We start from the raw sequence: 18,792 nt of genomic DNA, 5'->3' as shown, positions 1-18,792 counted from the left end.
GCCGTCGGCCGCGCGGCGGGACGTCCCGCCATGTCCCGTCACGTCACGCCGCGCGCCGCCGGAGCTGTGAAGGGGCCGATGACCAGGCAACTCCCGGTGATCTTGGTGGTTCTGATGCCCTGCTAGGGTCCGGATCCGTGACGGACAGGACGCGGAAGCAGTACGAGGCGATGCGTGGGCACTTCCACCGGGCCGCAGGGCAGGGCGGCTTCACGCTCGACCCCGCCCAGGAGCTCCCGGTCGAACGGCTCAGCCGGCTGGCCGGCGAGCTGGCCCATCCGGCCTGGCGGCTGCGCCGCAGTCCGCGCCACCTCTACCTCTGGGGCCCGGTCGGCCGGGGCAAGAGCTGGCTGGTGGACACCTTCCTCGACGGGCTGCCGACCCCGCTCAAGCGGCGGCTGCACCTCCACGACTTCTTCCGCCGGCTGCACGAGGGTGTCGCCCACCACTCGGAGAGCCGGACCGCCGAGAGCCGGATGACGGAGAGCCGGACCGCCGACGGCGCGGCGGTGGACCGGGCCGTGGACGAGCTGCTCGGCGACTGCCGGATCCTCGTCTTCGACGAGTTCCACGCCCACGACGCGGGTGACGCGATGCTGGTCGCCCGGCTCCTGCGCACCCTGCTGGACCGGCGGATCACCCTTGTCACCACGTCCAACTACCCGCCCGCCGGGCTGATGCCCGACCCGCTGTACCACCACCTGTTCGAGCCGACGATCAGGCTGATCGAGGAGCGGATGGACGTGCTCGACGTCTCCGGGCCGGTCGACTTCCGGCGCCGGCCCCGGTCGGACCGCGCTCACGGGTTCGGCCTCGGCGCCCGTCTGCGCCCCGGCGAGGAGACCTCGGCCGGTCTCACTCCGCCCCGGCCCGGGGAAGCGGGTCCGGTGGCCGGCCACCACCGTGAGCTGTCGGCCCGGGCGGTCCGCGAGGACCACGTGTGGCTCGACTTCCAGGAGCTGTGCGAGGGCCTCACCGCCGTCGCGGACTACCTCGCGCTCGCCGACCGCTTCCCCACCATCGTCCTCGACGGCGTCCCACCGCTCACCAAGGCGTCCCCCGACGGCCGCCGCCGCTTCGCCAACCTGGTCGACGTCTGCTGCGACCGCGACGTCCGCCTGGTCCTGATCGGCGCCGACCCGCTCGCCGGCCTCCCCGCCGACTCCACCCTCATGCGCGACCTGGACCGCACCGCCAGCCGCCTCGCCCTGCTGAGCCGGCCGGCTCGGGAGGCCGCCGGCTGAGCGCCCACCGGGCAACCGGCGGGAGCCCTGCCGGAGCACCAGCCGGAGTGCCAGGGCGTGGGGACGTCCCCGGCGGGGGTCAGGCTGCCAAGTGACGCGCAGGTGCCGGTCGCGGCCGCTCTCCGATGGCTGCGACCAGCACCACGGCCTCGTAGCGGACGGCAGGCTGTCGTACCTCGTGGCGACCGCGCGATGTCTCCTACCGACCGTTTCAGACACGACAGGCAGGCCGCCCGACGGGTTGTCGGCGGCCGGCCTGCGAGCATGAACCGTGTTCAGCTGGTCTTGAACTTCCAGCCGCCGAGGGAGGACCACTGGCTCCAGCGGCTGCCGTTGATGTTGTAGGCGTGGGAGATGGTGCCGTCGGTGCCGATGGCGAAGACCTCGGCCGCGTTGGTGCCGGACTCGTAGACCGTGGTCGGGGTGCCGGTGAACTTGTAGCCGGTGTCGAGGGATTCCCATCCGGCCCATTCGCCGGCGTTCATGTTGTAGTTGTGGTTGATGACGCCGTCAGTGCCGGTGCCGAAGAGTTCGATGGCGCTGGTCGCGGCGTTGTAGGTAGCGGTCGGGCTGCCGTTGAAGTGGAAGGCCGGGCCGAGGGTGCTCCAGCCGCTCCACTGGCCGCCGTTGAACAGGTAGTTGTGGGAAACGACACCGTCGGTGCCGGTGGCGAAGACCTCCGTGACCTTGTTCACCGGGTTGTAGACCAGAGCCGGGTTCGAGGCAAAGCGGTAGTCGGGGCCGAAGGTGGACCAGTCGGACCAGGCGCTGCCACCGGTGCTGTAGGCGTGGGAGATGACGCCGTCGGTGCCGGTGCCGAAGACCTCGGCAGTCCTGGTGTCGGGGTTGTAGACCGCGGAGGGACGGCCCATGAACTTGTAGTCCTTGTTCATCGGCTGCCAGCCGGCCCAGGCTCCGGCGTTCATGTTGTAGGTGTGGTTGATGACGCCGTCGGTGCCGATACCGAAGAGTTCGATCGCGTTGGTGACGGCATTGAAGACCGCGGTGGGGCTGCTCCCGGAGTGGAAGGCCGGGCCGAGGGTGCTCCAGCCGCTCCACTGGCCGCCGTTGAACAGGTAGTTGTGGGAAACGACACCGTCGGTACCGGTGGCGAAGACCTCCGTGACCTTGTTCACCGGGTTGTAGACGGCAGCCGGACTACCCGCGAAACGGAACGACGGGTCGAACGTGGACCAGGCCGCCCAAGGAGCGCCCCCCGTACTGTAGGTGTGGGCCATGATCCCGTCGGTCCCGACGGCGAACGCCTCGGTCGTCCCGGTGTCCGGGTTGTACACGGTCGCCACAGAAGGCGACGTACCCGAGGGAGTGGGGTCTGGGGTCGGAGGGGTGACGTCGTCGACGATGCTGTTGTTACGGACCGGCTTGTAGCTGGTGCCCGCGGGGATGGAGCCGGGGAAGTAGGGGTAGGGGATCGTCCGGTGGTGGACGCCGCTCCCGCTGAACTCGTACCCCACGTAGGCGCTGTGGGTGGCATCGGCCCAGCGGTCGAACAGGACGACGTGGCCATTGGCGCCGGCGGCGTCGTTGAGGAGCGCATCGCCGGGCTTGAGTTCCTCCTTGGAGATCCTTGACGCGACACCGGCGGGGATGAAGCTGGTGGTGTCCAGGCCGGGGGTGCTCAGCTTCCAGGCCATCGAGACGTAGCCGGAGCAGTCCTGGCGGTAGCCGTTGTGGTAGCTGGTCCAGCTGTAGTCGAGGCCGAGCGGCACCCATGAATTGGCCCGGGTGATGGCCTCGGAGCGGCTGACCTGCGGGGCCGCCGCCAGGGCGGACAGGCCGGCACCGGGTGCGCCCTGCGCCTTGCCCAGGTCGGGCGACCCCTGGCCTGGGCTGCCCTTGTCGTTGGTACCGGATGTGGAGCTGCCCGACGCGGTGCCTGACGTGGCGCCCGGTGTGGCGGTCGGGACCGACTGGGCATGCACTGAGGAGGCACCCAAGGTGAGAGTGGGCAGGCCGGCGACGAGCAGGACGGACGCGGCGCGCACGGCGCGACGGATGGCGATGGACATGCGGGTTCTCCGAGGGTGGGTCGTGGAGTGGCGGCCTGCTCCAGGGCATGCGGAACCGCCGGACCGGCCGAAGGGTGGGGCCCGGACACTGGAGGGTCGACGTAGGCGGTGCGGAGTCGACGGTGCAAAGTGCGCGGTGTAACGCGGTGTGACGCGGCGAAGCCGCCGGGCGGCTACTCCCGGATGATGCTGTCGCGCTGCGGCTCCGGAGCCGCGGCTGCGACGGTGGTGCCGCGCCGGTCGGTATCGACCGCTTGGGGGCCGACAGCCGCGACGGCTGCGGCAAGTGCGAGCGAGGCGACCGCGGCGGTCTGGATGAGATGGATTCGCAGCATGGTGGTGTGACCTCTGGGAAAGTCGGGATGACGATGGCTCGCCGGCTGCGCGCCCCGCGGTGGCTGCTCTCTGGTGCTGTCGTCCGGTCGGTGCTCCCGGCGACGAACACAAGCTTCGTCGCCGCCCTGGCGCGCTGGAAGGCCTGCCAGGTGGACGGAACGGGTCCTGGCACGATTCGGCCACGAGCGGTCGGGGACGTCAGGCTCCGCTTGTAGAACCGTCCGAACACCTCAACTGGCGGGCCCCTGAGCCGAACTCATTCTGAACGATCAGTCAGGCGTCAGGCACGCACACCGTCACGGCCCGGGCGGCGCAACGGTACCGGGCTGCCGGCGTCGCCTGCGTTGGGCGGCGCGGACGATGTCCGCGCCCATGTGCTCCAGGAAGGCGGAGGCCTCGGCCATCCTCGCTCCGGCGGGTGTGGCCGTGCCGAGCAGGTCCGCGCCGCTGCGGGTGAACTCGGCCAGCAGCGTGTTGCGTCGGGCGCTGGCGAGCAGGGCCCGGTACCAGATGTCGTCGTCGACGACGTACCGCTCGCGGTGGGCGGTGTCATCCCGCTCGCGCCGGACCAGCTGCTGGCCTTCGAGGTAGCCGATCGCCTTGGAGACCGACGCCGGGCTCACTCCGAGCCGTTGCACCAGTTCGGCGGCGGTCAGGCTGCCGCAGTCGGTGACGTAGAGGCACCCGAGGACCCGGCCCACCATGCGCGGCATGCCGAGGTTCGCCAGCAGGTCGGCGAGTTGCGTCGCGTACTCCTCCACCGCGGCCGGATCGCGCCCGTCGCCCGCGCTCGCGCTGCCCTCCGGCACGCGGGGCGGGGCGGTCCTGGTCCGCCGGGAGCGCCGTACGGTGGCGCGTTGCGCGTTGTCCGCCCGGTAGCCGGACGGGCCGCCGTTGCGGGCGATCTCGCGGGTGACCGTGGAGGTGGGGCGCGCGAGCTGCCGGGCGATCTCTCCATAGCCCAGTCGCGCGGTGAGCCCGGCGGCGATCAGGCGGCGCTCATCCGGGGTCAGTCTGGCGCCTGGCACGGGCGGCTCCTCTCGTCGCTGCCGAGTATGCGGTCGCCCCTGACTCCATTGCAACACTCGAACGTCGACTCATTGCATTAGTCGGCACGATCATTGCAAGGAATTACCGTCATCTACCTGGTGGTATAGGCGTGATGGGTGTGCGGGGCATTGATGGAGCCGCGAACAGCGGCCTAGCCTTTTCCTCGACAGCGAAACCGATCGTGCTCAGGGGGAGACCACCATGAAGACCACCGTCCGCGCCGCTCTGACCGCCGTTATCACCGCCGCGCTCGCCGGCCCGCTGCTGGCGGCCGCGCCGACCGTCTCGGCCACTTCCGACGCCTCGGCCGCGCCGGCGGCCTCCGCCGACCGGCGCCCGCACGGCGGCGTCCGGTCCGTGCTCGACCGCGCGGTGTCCGAGGCCGGTCTGCCGGGGGCGCGGGCCGAGGTCCGGGTCGGCGACTCGACCTGGTTCGGGACCGCCGGCACCGCCGACGTGAACACCGGCCGCGCGATCACGCCGCAGGACCGCTTCCGGATCGGCAGCACCACCAAGACCTTCGTCGCCACCGTCGTCCTCCAACTGGCCGCCGAGCAGCGGCTCGGCCTGGACGACAGCGTCGAGCACTGGCTCCCCGGCCTGCTGGACGGCAACGGCTACGACGGCTCCCGGATCACCGTCCGCCAGCTGCTGAACCACACCAGCGGCGTCTTCAACTACGCCGAAGACCCGAAGCTGGGAACCGAGTTCGTCGGCCCGCCGTTCCTGCGGCACCGCTTCGACGACCTCACGCCGCGACAGCTCGTCGAGGCCGCCGTCGCCAACGGGCCGAAGTTCGCCCCGGGCACCGGCTGGGCCTACTCCGACACCAACTACGTGCTCGCCGGGCTGATCGTCGAGAAGGCCGCCGGCCGCGGCCTGGCCCAGGAGATCGCCGAGCGGATCACCGGGCCGCTCCACCTCGGGAACACCTACGAGCCGACCGCCGGCGACATGCGCATCCACGGCCCGCACGGGCGCCACTACTCCAAGCTGATGCTGCTGGACGCCGACGCCCCGGTCTACGACGTGACCGACCTCAACCCCTCCTGGGGGTACGCCTCCGGCGACATGATCTCCACCACCGGCGATCTCAACACCTTCTTCCGCGCGCTGCTGGAAGGGCGGCTGCTGCCGGCCGCGCAGCAGAGCGAGATGTTCACCGTGCTCGACCCGCAGGGCCACTGGATCCCGGACACCATGTACGGCCTGGGCATCGCCTCGCAGAAGCTGTCCTGCACCACGGTGTGGGGCATGGGCGGCGCGATCAACGGGTCCTGGTCCTACACCTTCGGGACGCGCGACGGCCGCCACCTGCTCTCCACCGAGGTGAACGGCGACTGGGCGAAGGGCAGTTGGGGCTCGCCGGTCGGCATCTTCACCAGCGAACTGGAGGCCGAGTTCTGCCCTGGCGCCCCCACCACCACCGGCTGAGGAGACGTTCGGTACGGCCTGGGGGAGCTGTCCGGACCGCCGTCGCGGACCGCTCCGGTTCGTGAACACCCCTACCATGTGATCATGAGGACAGGGGTGGGTGCGCGCGTGGTGAAGGCCGTGTCGAGAGCCGGGGTCGCGGTTCTGCTGGTGGGGGCACTGGCAGCCTGCGGGGGCGGTTCACCGGCTCACGAGGCGGCTCCGACGATGGCCGGTGGCTCCGCCGATACTTCCGCCGGTGGTACCGCCAGTGCGGCACCTGCGGCACAGGCCGCGCCGACCACACCGGCGGCACAGGCCTCACCGGCGGCACCGGGCTCGCTGCGGCTGACCGCTCCGGAGTCGCTTCCCGGCGGTTACCGCGCCCAGGGCCCCGCCGACGTCCGCGCCGGCCACCCGGCGGGCCCGCAGCCCGCCGGCTACGAGAGCTTCGACGGGAGCCTGGTGGCCAGGTACGTCACCGACTCCGGCGGGATCATGACCATCGGCGGGGCCTGGGGCACCATCGCGGACCCGGACGCGGTCGCGGCGGCCGCGATCGCCGCGATGCAGTCCCCGAGGACCACGTGGCCGGTGCCGCCGGCCGACGTCGACGCCCGGGACCCGCACGACCCGCAGGGCAGGCTCACGTGCGGCGTCCTGACCGAGGCGCTCATCGTCATGCCCCTCTGCATCTGGGTCGACCACTACACCGCAGGGTCCGTGAGCTTCCCGCCCTCGGCCCAAGGGAGTCCGACCACACTCGGCCAAGCCGACGCCGCCAACCGGACTCGCCGCATCCGCGACGCGATGACAGCCGCCGAGTAGGCACCCGGTCGAGCGGCCGGTGCACCTCGGCGGCTTCGCCGGTCAGGGCCCGCGCCAGGGCGGCCGGGGCTGACGGCGGGACGGCCTGTCGACGGACGGTCGAGCGCTGACAGGACGCCAACCACGCGATCCCCTTTCCCGCCGGACGCCTGCGGCTGAACCCATCCGTACCCACCCGCCGTGGTCCGCAGTACGGAGGCAGCGACAGCTGCCCGAACATGCGGAGGGCCCCATGTCTCTGAACCCGGATCGCCGTGAAGTCCTGAAGCTGGCCGCCGGCTTGGGCGGCAGCGCCTTCGCCGCCGCCCTCGGCCTCGCCGCGACGGCGACACCGGCCGCGGCAGCCTCGTGGAACAGCGTCAACTGGATGGCCGGACTGTCCAACGGCCTCAAGCTGACCGAGCTGACCATCCCCGGTACGCACGACAGCTGCTGCACCGATCCGTCGAACGGCACCGAGTGGTCCCACACCCAGAACTGGGGCGTCCCGCAGCAGCTCGAACGGGGCGTGCGCTTCCTGGACATCCGCTGCCAGCGCTTCCCCCTGAACGACCGTGAGACCAAGAACTGGCTGGGGGTCTTCCACGACCGGTTCTACCAGGGCAGCACGCTCGCCATGGTGCTGGACCAGTGCCGGGCCTTCTTCAAGCAGTCGCCGCGTGAGGCGATCGTCATGCGGATCAGGAACGAGAACGCGGGCAGCAACCCGATCAGCTCGCCCGAGTTCCTGCGCCGCATGCAGTACCACCTGGACGGCTTCGGCTACCGCAACCTGTTCTGGACCGCCCCTCGGTGGCCTTCCCTCGGCGAGGCCCGCGGCAAGATCGTTCTGCTCGCCGACTTCGACACCAGCTCCGACTCCAGCTGGGACGTGATGCACTGGGGCAACTCCGACCTGATGAACACTCAGGACAACTACCAGGACGTCGGCACCGACGGGAAGGTCCGGGCCATCGTCAGCCAGTTCGACCAGGCCTTCTACCACCAGAACGCCGCCCAGATGTACATCAACTTCACGAGCTATGCCGGCGGGAAGTGGCCCAAGCTCAACGCCGCCTCCATCATGCCGCCGGTCTTCGAGTACCTGGACGCCCGGAAGAACCAGGCCACCCACTTCGGCATCGTCCCGATGGACTTTCCCGACTTTCACACGAACGTCCTGGAGCTCTTGATCGCCAAGAACTTCATCGGCCGCTGACCCGGCGCCGTCCGCCGGCCCCGCCGCAGGCCCCCGGCCTGCGACGGGGCCTGCGGCGGGGCCGGCGGGGTGGTGCGGGTCAGCGTTGGCCGACCCGGTCGCGGCCGGTTCGACGGGAGTCGGCCACGATCGGGAAGGCGTAGTCCCTCATCCGGCTCTCGTACGAGCCCACGGCGCGTACCAGCGGTTCGCCGGGTCCGGCCGCGTCGGCCAGTTCCCGGCCGAGTTCGGCGGCGTCGCGCAGGGCCGTGTTGGCGCCCATCGCCAGGACCGGGCTCATCGCGTGGACGGCGTCGCCGATCAGCGTGACCCGGCCGGGTTCCCAGGCGGGCACGGGGAGGGCGGTGGAGATCCGCAGGGGGAAGAGCGACGCGGTGTCCCAGCGGGCCAGCAGGCGGTGAACGTCCTCGTGCCACCCTCCGCCGATCAGGCCGAGCGCGAGGTCGCGCAGCGCGGGGGGCGTGAGTGCGCGCAGGTCCTCGAAGGCCGGCATGCGGGGGTGTCCGGCCGGAGCGCCGACCATGCAGGCGACGTAGTCGCCGGTCGGGGGGAGTTCGACGGACGGGGTCCGGGCGCGCCCCGACCGGTCGGGGCGGGTGCCGAACTCCACCGGGCCGAGGCCGAGATGAGCGCTGCCCGGGCCGTCGGTGACCACGGTGAAGATGCTCTCGAAGACCCAGGGCGGCAGGCTCTTCCGGGTGTCGCCGTCCAGCGGGATCCGGCCGTAGACCAGCCGCAGCCCGGCGTCCTCGACCCTGGCCTCCGGCAGCAGGAGCCGGCGCACCGCCGAGTTGACGCCGTCTGCGCCGACCAGGAGGTCGGCGGTCGCGGTCCGGCCGTCGGCGAAGCACGCGGTGACCCTGCCGTCGTCCTCGTGCCGGTAGGCGGTCAGCCGTGCGCCGTGGTGCACCCGGCCGTCCAGCCCGTGGAGCATGATCCGGCGCAGCGTCGGACGGTCGAACGCGCGCGGGCCCGGCACGTCGGCGGTGCCGGAGTCTGCACGGGTTGTGGCCCTGTCGGCCAAGATGTCCAGGTGGCGGTTGCGGACCGAGACCCGGGCGGGGGGCGCGCCTGCGGTCGACAGGCAGAGCTCGAAGAGCGCGGCAGGCAGGCACTCCCGCAGAGCCGTCAGGCCGGGCTCGTCGAGCTGGATGCGGTAGCCCTGCGGCCGGGCCCCGGGGTGGGCGTCGCGCTCGTGGACGGCGACGTGGATCCCCCGCTTACGCAGACGGTGGGCGAGCGCGAGCCCGCCCAGTCCAGCCCCGATGATGATCACACGATATGGAAAGTGCACAGTCCTCTGCCTTCGTTCATGACGACGAAGGAAGCACCGGGTTCCTCGGAGAGGAACGAACACCACGCGGGGTGCCGCTCGGAAACACCATTCGGGAGCGGATTTTTCGCGCATTCCAACAGCGCCGACGACCCTAGCACGGCGGCGTCGGCCCGGCTCCCCCCTCGGCTCCCGCTCAGCTCCCGCCTCAGCTCCCCCACGACTCCCGCCTCAACTCCCGCCCAGCGAAGCGGCGGCAGCCTGCGCCACCGACTCCACCAGGGAGATGCCGGCGGACTCGCTCGGGTTGCCGTCCGAGACCACCGCGACCAGCAGCTCGTGCCCGTCCCGCTCGACCGTCCCGATGCTGTTGATCACCCACAGGCCGTCCGCCTCCCTCGGCAGCCAGCCGTCCTTCACCGCGTACGCGCCACCGCCGGTCGCCGCCGCGCTCACACCCCAGCGCTGGTCACTCTCCACCTGGCCGAGCAGAGAGCGGATGTAGTCGCGCGAGCCGGACGAGAGCACCGAGTCGCCGGTGAAGACCTGGCGCAGCAGCCGCGACTGGTCGTCGGCGGTGGTGGCGGTGAGGCCCCAGTAGCCGTCCGTGCCACCTGCGGTGGAGGTCATCCCGAACCGCTGGTCGGCGGCGTCCAGGCCGCCCTCCTGGCCTATCTCGTTCCACAGGGCCGTCGCCGAGTCGTTGTCGCTGTTCTCGATCATGGTGGTGGCGAGGTCCTGCTGCGCTGCGGTCAGCCCGGCGCCCCGGTCCTGGGCCTGGAGCAGCAGCGTGGCGAGGATGTCGACCTTGACGATGCTGGCCGTGGCGAACGCGTGCCCGGGCGCACCGAAGGTGAGCGACTGCCCCGTGGCCAGGTCGGTGACCGACACCGAAACCGCGCCACCGGCCTGCGCGGCGGCGGAGTGCAGGGCCGAGTCGGCGGTCGGGGTCGCCGGGACGGCCGGGGTGGTCGGGGTAGTTGGAGTCGCCGGGACAGCTGGGGTGGCTGAGGTGGCTGGAGTGTCCGGGGTGGTCGGGCCGGCCGGGGTGCTTGCCGAGGGGACCACCGGCGCGGAGGGGTCCTCGGCGATCGAGACGGAAGGGGAAGGGGAGGAGGAAGGAGCCGAGTCGCCCACCACGGACATGGGCGGCCGGGCCTCGACAGAGCCGGAATGCCCATGCAGGGCCACGGTGATGATCCCGGCGGCCGCGAGAAGGCTGACGGGAGCCAGCAGCCTTGCCAGGGGGACGCTTCGCTTCGTCATGTCGGATGACGCTAGAGAGCGCCGATTTGAACAGCCTGAGGGCAGGGTGGACGTTTCCTAACACCTCGTCCCCTCTCCTACCGACGACTGGCCGACGACTGGCCGACGACTGGCCGACGAGCCAACACCCGTCCCCGAGCCGCCACCGGCCGCCCCGCGCCGCGCCGGGCGGCTCACCCATCGTCCACGACCGCGCCGGGCCCACGCGGAAAATTCCTTGAACCGGTGGCCTCGCGGCCGCCCGGAACAGTGCCTCAGACGGCCCCCAAGGGGTCTCGGCGGTGTCGCGGCGGTCGTGCGAAACCGTCCCGGCCGGGTGCTCGGGATCGCCTCCCAGGAGCCCGCCTGCGGCCTCGTCAAACCTGCTCTGACCTGGTGTTTTCCCGTAAATCTTCTAGGCTGGGCGCACTCTGTCGGACACCCTCGGAGGGGACATCATGAGCGAGGATTCCACGGCGTACGACGCCGGCACGATCGTGGTTCTGCTGGGCCTGGAGGCCATTCGGAAGCGGCCCGGAATGTTTATCGGATCGGTCGGTCAACGCGGCCTGCAGCACATGGTGTTCGAGGTCGCCGAGCCCGCGATGGACGGGATACTCAGCGGCACCGCCGGCCGTGTCGAGATCACCCTCACCGCCGACGGCGGGGTCCGCGTCGCCGACGACGGCGCGGGCCTGCCGGTCGCGCACGCCGGCCACGGCGACGGCCCCTCGCTGGAGGACCGGTTGACCGTGTTCGGGTGCGGGGTACTGCCCGTCAACCGGCGCTCGCTGTTCGAGGGCTACCCCGGCGTGGGGCCGGCCGTCGTCAACGCCCTGTCGGAGCGCCTGACCGCCGAGGTTCGGCGCGACGGCGCCCACTGGGTACTGGAGTACGAGCGCGGAGTGGCCGTCGCGACACCCAGCCGCACCGGACCGGCCGACGGCAGCGGGACCACGATCACCTTCCGGCCCGACCCCGAGATCTTCGAGACCCTGGAGTTCTCGTTCGACGCGCTGGCCGAACGCTTCAAGGAACTGGCCTTCCTGAACCGGGACTTGGACATCACCCTGACCGACGACCGCGACCCCGGCGCACCCCGGGCCGTCCGCTTCCGCTTCCCGGGCGGACCGAGGGACCGCATCGCGGAGCAGGGCACACCCGTCCACCCGGACGTGATCGCCTTCGAACGCGAGTACCCCGGCATGGGGGGAAGCGTCGAGGTCGCCCTGCGCTGGTGCGACTCCCCCGAGGAACGGGTCGCGAGCTACGCCAACAGCCGGCCCACCACCGGCGGCGGAACGCACGAAGTCGGCTTCCGCGACGGCCTGGCCGCCGCGCTCACCGCCCACGCCCGCGAGCACCGCCTGCTCGCCCCGTCCGATCCCGACCTCACCCCCGCCCAGATCGGCGCGGGCCTGACCGCGATCGTGTCGGTGAAGCTCGATCACCCCGAGTACGGGGGGTCCATCCGCGACTGGCTGGGCAACGAGCCCGTCCGCGCCTGCGTCGCCGAGGCCGTCCGGGAGCACCTGGCCGCCTGGCTCCGCGCCGAACCGGCGCAGGCGGCAGCCGTCCTCACCCGGATCGCGACAGCTGGCCGCCACTGACGGCAGCGCACCGAGGGCACGGAGGACGCTGGATCCCAGGGCGGGGCTGCCCCGGCCTGGGATCCACGCCTGGGCTGCCGGGCCTCGCGAGCACGGAGCCGTCCGCCGCCCGGCTACGGTTCGGTGGGAACGCCGTCGCCCCCGGACCGGACCGCCGTGCCGAACCGCCACGCCTCGATGTCGCGGTAGCGGATCGGCCCGGGCCCGCGGCCGATGTTGCTGCCGACCAGGTGGAGGCGCTCGGCCTGCCACGGCCGGCCCTCGAACCCGGCGAGCCCGGCCGCGGCCCGCGGCACGCTGGTGGGATCGTCACGGCGGGCCCGCGCCAGGGTCAGATGGGGCCGCAGCGGGCGCTCCACGAACTCGATCCCGCAGGACCTGACCAGCTCCCGGACCTCGGCGGCGAGCAGGTGCAGTCCCTCCAGGTCCCCGTCGATCCCGCTCCACAGCAGTCGCTCGTCGAAGTGGCCGCCGCCGCGCAGGGAAAGGCTCAGGGCGGGGCGCGACGCCGCCGGGCCGGCCAGTACGGACCTCAGCAACGGCACTGCCGTGGAGGGCAGTTCACCGAGGAAGGCCAGGGTGATGTGCCAGTCCTCGATCCGGTTCCACCGCAGCCGCTGGTACCTGGCGTACGCGGGCTGCAGGACCCGGGACAGTTCGTCCTTGGCGTCGTCGGGCGGCGCCAGCGCCACGAAGACGCGCAGGGTCGAAGGCTCGGGGGAATCGTCCACCAGGGATTTCTAGCATCCCGCCCGCTTCCCGGCGGACGCGGGTGCGCGGAGGAAGCACCGCTCCGTGGGGATCGGCAGGGCGGGCGGGGGCCTTGCCGACCGGGGTTGTCCCTCCGGTGGGTGGTTGCCCCCAGCCGGGCCTCACACCGTGTGGTGCCGGTCCACATCGGAGCCGGTGACGGTTTCGGAGCCGGTGACGGTTTCGGCGGTGGTGGCGCGTTCGGAGCTGGTGACGGTTTCGGCGGTGGTGACGGGCTCGGCGGTGGCACCGTGCTGCCCGTCGTCGGGGCGGCCCTTCTCGGGCAGCAGGAAGGTGATCCCGAGGAACGCCGCCAGCAGGCATGCCTGGACGATCAGCGCATGATTGAATCCGCCGGTGAAGTCGTCGGTCCTGGCCCGGGCGAAGAACACCGAGCCGAAGACCGCGACGCCGATGGACCCGCCGATGGCCTGGACGGCCGACAGGACGCCGGAAGCGGAGCCGATCTCGTCGTCGTCGACCGCGGCGAGGACGAAGCTGAACAGGGCGGCGATCACCATGCCCGCTCCGGCGCCTGCCAGCGTCACACCGGGGGCGATGTCCCGGATCGAGAACGGGCCCGGGGTGAGGCTGTCCAGCTCGAACCAGAGCACGGCCGCACCGGCCAGCTGGACCAGCGGGCCGATCTGCAGCACCTTGCGGCCGATCCTGTCGGCGAGGAACGCGCCGCTGACGGCCCCGCCGATGGCGGTGCCCACGGCGAGCGGCAGGTTGCCGAGCCCCGCGTCCCCGGCGGTGAAGTGCCGGCCGATCTGCAGGAACAGGGTCAGCACCAGCTGGGTGCCGATCAGTCCGCCGAAGAAGAGGGCGATGCCGCCGAGCCCGACGGTGAAGGCGGGCTTGCGCAGCAGGCCGGGGGTGACCAGTGGTTCGCGGCCCGCGGCGGCGGCGCGCCTTTGCTGGGCGGCGAACAGGGCGAACCCGGCCACCGAGGCGGCCATGCACAGCCAGGTCCACAGCGGCCAGCCGTCCTGCTGCCCCTGGTTCAGGGGCAGGACCAGCAGGGCGCAGGAGGCCGCGACCAGGGCGGCGCCGGTCACGTCGATCCGCACGGTGCGGTTGCCGGGCCGCTCGGGCACGAAGATCGCGGCGACGATCAGGGCCGTGATGCCGATGGGCAGGTTGACCAGGAACACCGAGCGCCAGCCCAGGCCGAAGAAGTCGCCCTCGATGAGGAAGCCGCCGAGCACGGGGCCGATGATGCCGCCCAGGCCGAGGACGGGGCCGAAGACCGCGAAGACCTTGGTGAGTTCGGGTCCGGAGAAGTTCTCCCGCAGCAGGCCGAGCCCCTGGGGCAGGAGCATCGCCCCGGCGGTGCCCTGGAGCAGTCGGAAGGCGATCAGTGTCCCGATGCCCGGCGCGGCGGCGCACAGCAGCGAGGTGGCGGTGAAGGCGGCGAGGCCGATCAGGAACATCCGGCGGCGCCCGTAGCGGTCGCCGAGCCGGCCGCCGAGCACGAGCCCGGCCCCGAGGGTGAGGGCGTAGCCGCCGATCACCCACTGGAGGCCGACGGAGCCGGCGCCGAGCGATTCCTCCAGGGCAGGTCCGGCGACGTTGACGATCGAGGCGTCGAGGAGGTCCATGATCTCGGCGACGAGCATCGCGACCAGGATCAGCCACCGCCATCGGTAGGGCTCGGTGGTCGTGTCGTCGGTCCGGGACGGGTCGCGCATGCTCGATACCTCCATGGTGAAGTAATTCCATGGTGAAGGTAAAGTGGTGGAGGTAGGTTGTCAAAGCGGGCAGCCCACGCGGACGCCCGGCGGGAGAGCAGAGGTGGCAGGCCAGGTGCAGGTGGAGGAAACGATGGGCGACGAGGTCGCGGAGCGGCGTGAGCGGCTGATGGAAGGGCTGCGGATCTACGGCAGCCACTACGCCGAACTCAGCCGGCGCTTCGCGGCATGGCTGGGCCTGCACTCCACCGACGCGACCGCGGTGCTGGAGATCGCCGCCGCCGAGGAACGCGGCACCCCCCTGTCACCGGCCCGGCTGAGCGAGCGCATCTCCCTGTCCACGGGCGCCACCACCGCGCTCCTGAACCGCCTCGAAGCCGCTGGGCACATCACCCGCACCCGCGAGCACTCCGACCGGCGCATCGTCACCCTGCACAGCGGCCCGCACATCCAGGAACGGGCGGACGAGTTCTTCGGCCCGCTCGCCCGCCGCCTCGATGCCACGATGTCCCTCCATCCGCCACGACTCCTGGAACAGTTCGAGCAGTTCATGACCGACCTGAACGTCACCATGGACGCCCACCTCGCCGAACCGGACCCGGCGGCACCGGCGGCACCGGCGACAACCGTCCGTCCCGGTTCGGGCGCATCGGGTGCAGGTGTCGGCTCCGGGCACTAGGGTCGCCTGAGTGCCTTGAAATTTCCAGCACTTGACACTTTGTCAGGTCTTCTGAAGGGGACCGGGATGGCGGCGGTCAAAGCGGGCCTTCCGCGCGTGTTGCACATCGTGGTGTTCGGGATCCTCCGGGTGCGCCTGCTGGTGCCCGGCTTCGTCGTGCTGGCCGTGTTCGGGGTGCTGTCGGTGACGGAGGCGCTCATCGCCGCACTGGCGGTCGTGGTGGTTCTGCTCACCGCGCGGAAGGTGGTGACGAAGAAGCTCGCCCCGAGGTTCAGCGCCGTCTGCCAGATCCGGGTCGGCGATCGGCCCCTGCTGGCCTTCGCCGGCTCCCAGCAGCTGATCAGGATCGGCGACCCGGACACGGGGGACCTGGTCCGCTTCCTGAAGGGGCACGGCGGGTGGGTCAACACCCTGTGCGAGGTCGAGGTCGACGGCCGCCCCTTGCTGGCCTCCGGCGGGGGCGACCGGATGGTACGGGTGTGGGACCCGGGCACGGGCGCACTGGTGTCCGCCCTCAGGGGGTCGCGGGCCATCGTCCGCACGGTGTGCCAGGTGCGGGTGGGTGACAGGGTGCTGCTGGCCGCCGGCGGGGACGACGAGGCGGTCCGGCTGTGGGACCCGGGCTCGGACGAGCAGGTCCGGGTCGTCGAGCCCGGCGCCGGCGGGGTCATGGCAGTGTGCGCGGTGCCCTCCGAGGGCAGGGAACTGCTCGCCTCGGCCCACGGGGACCGGACGATACGGCTGTGGGACCCGGGCACGGGCGAGCAGGTCCGGGTGCTGACCGGCCACGACGGCTGGGCGACGGCCCTGTGCCGGATACAGGCCGCGGACCGGGTCCTGCTGGCTTCGGCCGGGATCGACGAGAAGGTGCGGCTGTGGGACCCGGCCACCGGGGAGCAACTCCGCGTCATGGAGGACGACTTCGGCTGGCTGCACGCCCTGTGCCAGATCGAGGTCGCCGGGCGGCACCTGCTCGCCTCCGCCGGCGACGGGCCGGGCGTGAAGCTCTGGGACCCGACCACGGGAGAGCGGGTGGGCACCGTGGGCGGCGCCCAGTACTACGGGGGGCCGTTCGGCTGCGGCTGGGTGCGCGCCCTGTGCCAGATCGAGGTGGCCGGCGAACTGCGGATCGCCACCGGCGGGTACGACAAGCGCGTGGAGACCTGGCGCCTCACGGAGCAGTAGTGCCTCGTCTCCCGTCCGACCGGCAGAACCACTGCGCACCCGGCCAGTCGGGAGAGTCCACCGGACAGGGCCTCTCGCCGGCCGGGCGCCGCAGGAGCAGCATGCGGTCGCCGTCGGCGATCACGGCGGCCACGACGGCCCGTTCCACCCCGTCCCTCTCGGCGGCGGCGCGGATCGTGTCCTTACCTGGCCGCCGCCACCGAGCGGGAACTGCGCGACTGGTACCGCGAGCACGACCTTCTGCCGGGCGCCATCGAGCTCATCGGGATGTGACCGGCGCCGGCCGGCTCAGCTCTGGCGGACGACGTTCTCCGCCTGCAGCCCCTTGGGGCCCTGGACGACGTCGTACTCGACCCTGTCGTCCTCGTTCAGCTCCTTGAATCCAGTGCTCTGGATTGCGGAGAAGTGGACGAACACGTCGGGGCCGCCGTCATCCTGGGCGATGAATCCGAAGCCCTTTTCGCCGTTGAACCACTTCACCTTGCCTGTTGCCATCAGTGCCTGTCCCTCGTCCCATGCCACGGCGCGCCATCGCGCACCGGCCGCAGGCCTGGCTCGGCTGCGACCACCGATCACTTCCCTGCCGATGCGGATTACGAAACTCCTCGTCCGCCTCTGCAACCCGCATCGGGGCATCCGGCTCGGCAGGGGTTCGGCTCGGCAGGGTTTCGCCGGCTGGGGTTCGCCGACAGGGGTTCGCCGACAGGGCCGATGCGCCTTTGTCCCGGCGACATGCGGAGCCTTGCCGGCCGGCACGCGGGCCTTCGCCGGCGCGGGTAGGGCCCGTGCCGTCCGGCTGTTCCGTCGGCGCGGTCGCGTGGGTTCCGTGGAGGACGGGCCGGCGGGCCGGAGAACCGGCCGAGTTCATGGTATGGCCAAAATCAGGCTCGCGACGCGCGGACACCGGTGGATACGTTGCGGCGGCCGGGAGGACGCCCGGCGATCCCCACAAACCCCGTACTGGGCCGCCCATTTGTCGCGGCGTCAGATCGACGGGGAGAGGAAGAGGTTTGCTGATGCGCACAGTTGACCGCTCTACCGCCGGAGCCGGGGCCTGGTCCCGCCTGGCGGCGCTGCTGGCCCTGCTGGTCGCGGCCTGCTCGATTTTCCTCGCGCCACCGGCCCGCGCGACCGAGACGACCACCACCGGACTGGACAACACCTGGGCGTGCACCGTGCCTACGGGCTACACGTTCGACCAGGTGCTCAGCCAGGTCAACACCTGCGGCACCTCGGGCTTCGCGAACTCCTACCACCTGCGCACGCCGTCCAACGGTCTCTGGGCCTGCACCCTGCCGACCGGCTTCACCTTCGACCAGGTGCTCAACCAGGTCAACACCTGCAGCACCTCGGGCTTCGCCAACACTTACCACCTGCGCACGCCGTCCAGCGGCCTCTGGGCGTGCACCCTGCCGGACGGCTTCACGTTCGACCAGGTACTCAGCCAGGTCAACACCTGCAGCACCTCGGGCTTCGCCAACACCTACCACCTGCGCACGCCGTCCAACGGTCTCTGGGCGTGCACCGTCCCGGCCGGCTTCACCTTCGACCAGGTACTCAGCCAGGTCAACACCTGCAGCACCTCGGGCTTCGCCAACACCTACCACCTGCGCGGCTGACCGGCCCCGCTCCCTCGGATGGCCCTCACCACCGTGCGTGGTGAGGGCCATCCGTGCCTGGCGTCCGTACGGCCACAAGGGCGGCGCCGGGCGCGGTGCGGTTCCGGGGAGCGGCACCGGCCCCGTCATGGTCCACTCCCCCGAGGGTGGACCAGGACGGGGCCGGCGGCGCCGGTCAGTACGACGCGCTGGTGGCGCACCGGCCGAGGTCGCCGTTGCACACCGTGACGTACGAGGTGATCCCGGCGTCCAGGAGGGTGTCGGTCCACGCCGTGTCACGGGGGATGTTGGTCCAGTTGCTCGAACTCCCGCCGTTCGACTGGTGGAGGACCACGCTGCAGGCGTCGCCGGTGGTGGAGGTCGCGTAGCCCTGCACGTGGTCGTGCCCGTTGTAGAACGAGACCACCATGCCCCCGGCACAGCCGGGGACGTTGGCCGGGTAGGTGGTGTTCGCCGACGCCATCCCGGTGCTGAGGCCCAGCCCGGCGGTGGCGGCGACGGCCACGGCGACGAGGCGGACGGCGGTGCGCTTGCTGATCATCGGTGTCCTTAAGAATGGTTGGCGGTCCGGGAGGACCGGGTGTGGCTGATGGGTGTTTGCCGTTGATGGCTCCAGGAGAATGGCCGCCCGGTCCTCC

At 71.5% G+C, this 18,792-nt stretch carries 17 protein-coding genes; 8 read left to right on the top strand and 9 right to left on the bottom strand.

Translation table 11 applies throughout. The annotated features are described in order from the left end of the window. Positions 1–137: 137 nt before the first annotated feature. Positions 138–1,244: a cell division protein ZapE gene (zapE, locus tag ACFQ6N_RS32105; protein WP_380656771.1), complete on the top strand. Its 1,107-nt coding sequence runs from the start codon at positions 138–140 to the stop codon at positions 1,242–1,244. Between the two features lie 275 nt (positions 1,245–1,519). Here the strand turns inward: zapE and ACFQ6N_RS32100 are convergent, their stop codons facing one another. From ACFQ6N_RS32100 to ACFQ6N_RS32090, 3 genes are all read right to left on the bottom strand, one after another. Next, positions 1,520–3,274, bottom strand: a complete 1,755-nt coding sequence (locus ACFQ6N_RS32100; protein WP_380656768.1) for a hypothetical protein — start codon at positions 3,272–3,274, stop codon at positions 1,520–1,522. Positions 3,275–3,447: 173 nt separating this feature from the next. Beyond that, on the bottom strand, positions 3,448–3,609 hold the full coding sequence (locus ACFQ6N_RS32095) for a hypothetical protein (protein ID WP_380656765.1): 162 nt from the start codon (positions 3,607–3,609) through the stop codon (positions 3,448–3,450). 297 nt (positions 3,610–3,906) lie between these two features. Next, positions 3,907–4,638 carry a MarR family transcriptional regulator gene (locus ACFQ6N_RS32090; RefSeq protein WP_380656762.1) on the bottom strand — a complete coding sequence of 244 codons (732 nt, stop codon included), beginning with the start codon at positions 4,636–4,638 and terminating at the stop codon, positions 3,907–3,909. A gap of 223 nt (positions 4,639–4,861) precedes the next feature. Here ACFQ6N_RS32090 and ACFQ6N_RS32085 point away from each other — a divergent pair, with 223 nt between their 5' ends. From ACFQ6N_RS32085 to ACFQ6N_RS32075, 3 genes are all read left to right on the top strand, one after another. Continuing rightward, positions 4,862–6,094 (top strand): serine hydrolase domain-containing protein, encoded by a 1,233-nt coding sequence (locus ACFQ6N_RS32085; protein WP_380656760.1) that lies wholly within the window; start codon positions 4,862–4,864, stop codon positions 6,092–6,094. Positions 6,095–6,178: 84 nt separating this feature from the next. Next, on the top strand, positions 6,179–6,901 hold the full coding sequence (locus ACFQ6N_RS32080; RefSeq protein WP_380656757.1) for a hypothetical protein: 723 nt from the start codon (positions 6,179–6,181) through the stop codon (positions 6,899–6,901). A gap of 232 nt (positions 6,902–7,133) precedes the next feature. Next, positions 7,134–8,099, top strand: coding sequence for a phosphatidylinositol-specific phospholipase C (locus tag ACFQ6N_RS32075; RefSeq protein WP_380656754.1), 966 nt, complete (start codon positions 7,134–7,136; stop codon positions 8,097–8,099). A 79-nt stretch (positions 8,100–8,178) separates the two neighbouring features. Here ACFQ6N_RS32075 and ACFQ6N_RS32070 read toward each other — a convergent pair whose 3' ends face one another. Both ACFQ6N_RS32070 and ACFQ6N_RS32065 read right to left on the bottom strand, forming a co-directional pair. Then, complete coding sequence (locus ACFQ6N_RS32070; protein WP_380656752.1) at positions 8,179–9,375, bottom strand: FAD-dependent oxidoreductase; 1,197 nt, start codon at positions 9,373–9,375, stop codon at positions 8,179–8,181. Between the two features lie 228 nt (positions 9,376–9,603). Beyond that, the gene (locus tag ACFQ6N_RS32065) at positions 9,604–10,638 is read right to left on the bottom strand and encodes a serine hydrolase (RefSeq protein WP_380656749.1); all 1,035 of its coding nucleotides are present in this window, start codon (positions 10,636–10,638) and stop codon (positions 9,604–9,606) included. Positions 10,639–11,075: 437 nt separating this feature from the next. On the opposite strand from ACFQ6N_RS32065, the gene ACFQ6N_RS32060 reads away from it, so the two are divergent. Further along, a complete protein-coding gene (locus ACFQ6N_RS32060; RefSeq protein WP_380656746.1) occupies positions 11,076–12,227 on the top strand; it encodes an ATP-binding protein in 1,152 nt (383 codons plus the stop codon). A 113-nt stretch (positions 12,228–12,340) separates the two neighbouring features. Here the strand turns inward: ACFQ6N_RS32060 and thpR are convergent, their stop codons facing one another. Together thpR and ACFQ6N_RS32050 are read right to left on the bottom strand one after the other, a co-directional pair. After that, positions 12,341–12,958, bottom strand: coding sequence for an RNA 2',3'-cyclic phosphodiesterase (gene thpR, locus ACFQ6N_RS32055; RefSeq protein WP_380656743.1), 618 nt, complete (start codon positions 12,956–12,958; stop codon positions 12,341–12,343). Between the two features lie 141 nt (positions 12,959–13,099). Further along, a complete protein-coding gene (locus tag ACFQ6N_RS32050) occupies positions 13,100–14,686 on the bottom strand; it encodes an MFS transporter (RefSeq protein WP_380656740.1) in 1,587 nt (528 codons plus the stop codon). Between the two features lie 118 nt (positions 14,687–14,804). Here ACFQ6N_RS32050 and ACFQ6N_RS32045 point away from each other — a divergent pair, with 118 nt between their 5' ends. Next, on the top strand, positions 14,805–15,350 hold the full coding sequence (locus ACFQ6N_RS32045; protein WP_380656820.1) for a MarR family winged helix-turn-helix transcriptional regulator: 546 nt from the start codon (positions 14,805–14,807) through the stop codon (positions 15,348–15,350). Positions 15,351–15,446: 96 nt separating this feature from the next. Next, positions 15,447–16,535 carry a WD40 repeat domain-containing protein gene (locus ACFQ6N_RS32040; RefSeq protein ID WP_380656737.1) on the top strand — a complete coding sequence of 363 codons (1,089 nt, stop codon included), beginning with the start codon at positions 15,447–15,449 and terminating at the stop codon, positions 16,533–16,535. Between the two features lie 288 nt (positions 16,536–16,823). Here ACFQ6N_RS32040 and ACFQ6N_RS32035 read toward each other — a convergent pair whose 3' ends face one another. Then, positions 16,824–17,030, bottom strand: coding sequence for a cold-shock protein (locus ACFQ6N_RS32035; RefSeq protein ID WP_380656734.1), 207 nt, complete (start codon positions 17,028–17,030; stop codon positions 16,824–16,826). 521 nt (positions 17,031–17,551) lie between these two features. Here ACFQ6N_RS32035 and ACFQ6N_RS32030 point away from each other — a divergent pair. Further along, positions 17,552–18,154 carry a hypothetical protein gene (locus tag ACFQ6N_RS32030; RefSeq protein WP_380656731.1) on the top strand — a complete coding sequence of 201 codons (603 nt, stop codon included), beginning with the start codon at positions 17,552–17,554 and terminating at the stop codon, positions 18,152–18,154. A 175-nt stretch (positions 18,155–18,329) separates the two neighbouring features. Here the strand turns inward: ACFQ6N_RS32030 and ACFQ6N_RS32025 are convergent, their stop codons facing one another. Next, on the bottom strand, positions 18,330–18,695 hold the full coding sequence (locus ACFQ6N_RS32025) for a hypothetical protein (RefSeq protein WP_380656728.1): 366 nt from the start codon (positions 18,693–18,695) through the stop codon (positions 18,330–18,332). Positions 18,696–18,792: the final 97 nt, after the last annotated feature.

Origin of the sequence: Kitasatospora sp. NPDC056446, from assembly GCF_042796115.1 — a bacterium.
Lineage (GTDB): Bacteria > Actinomycetota > Actinomycetes > Streptomycetales > Streptomycetaceae > Kitasatospora.
The sequence above is the reverse complement of the archived record's forward strand: the minus strand, read 5'-3'. Positions and strand labels throughout refer to the sequence as shown.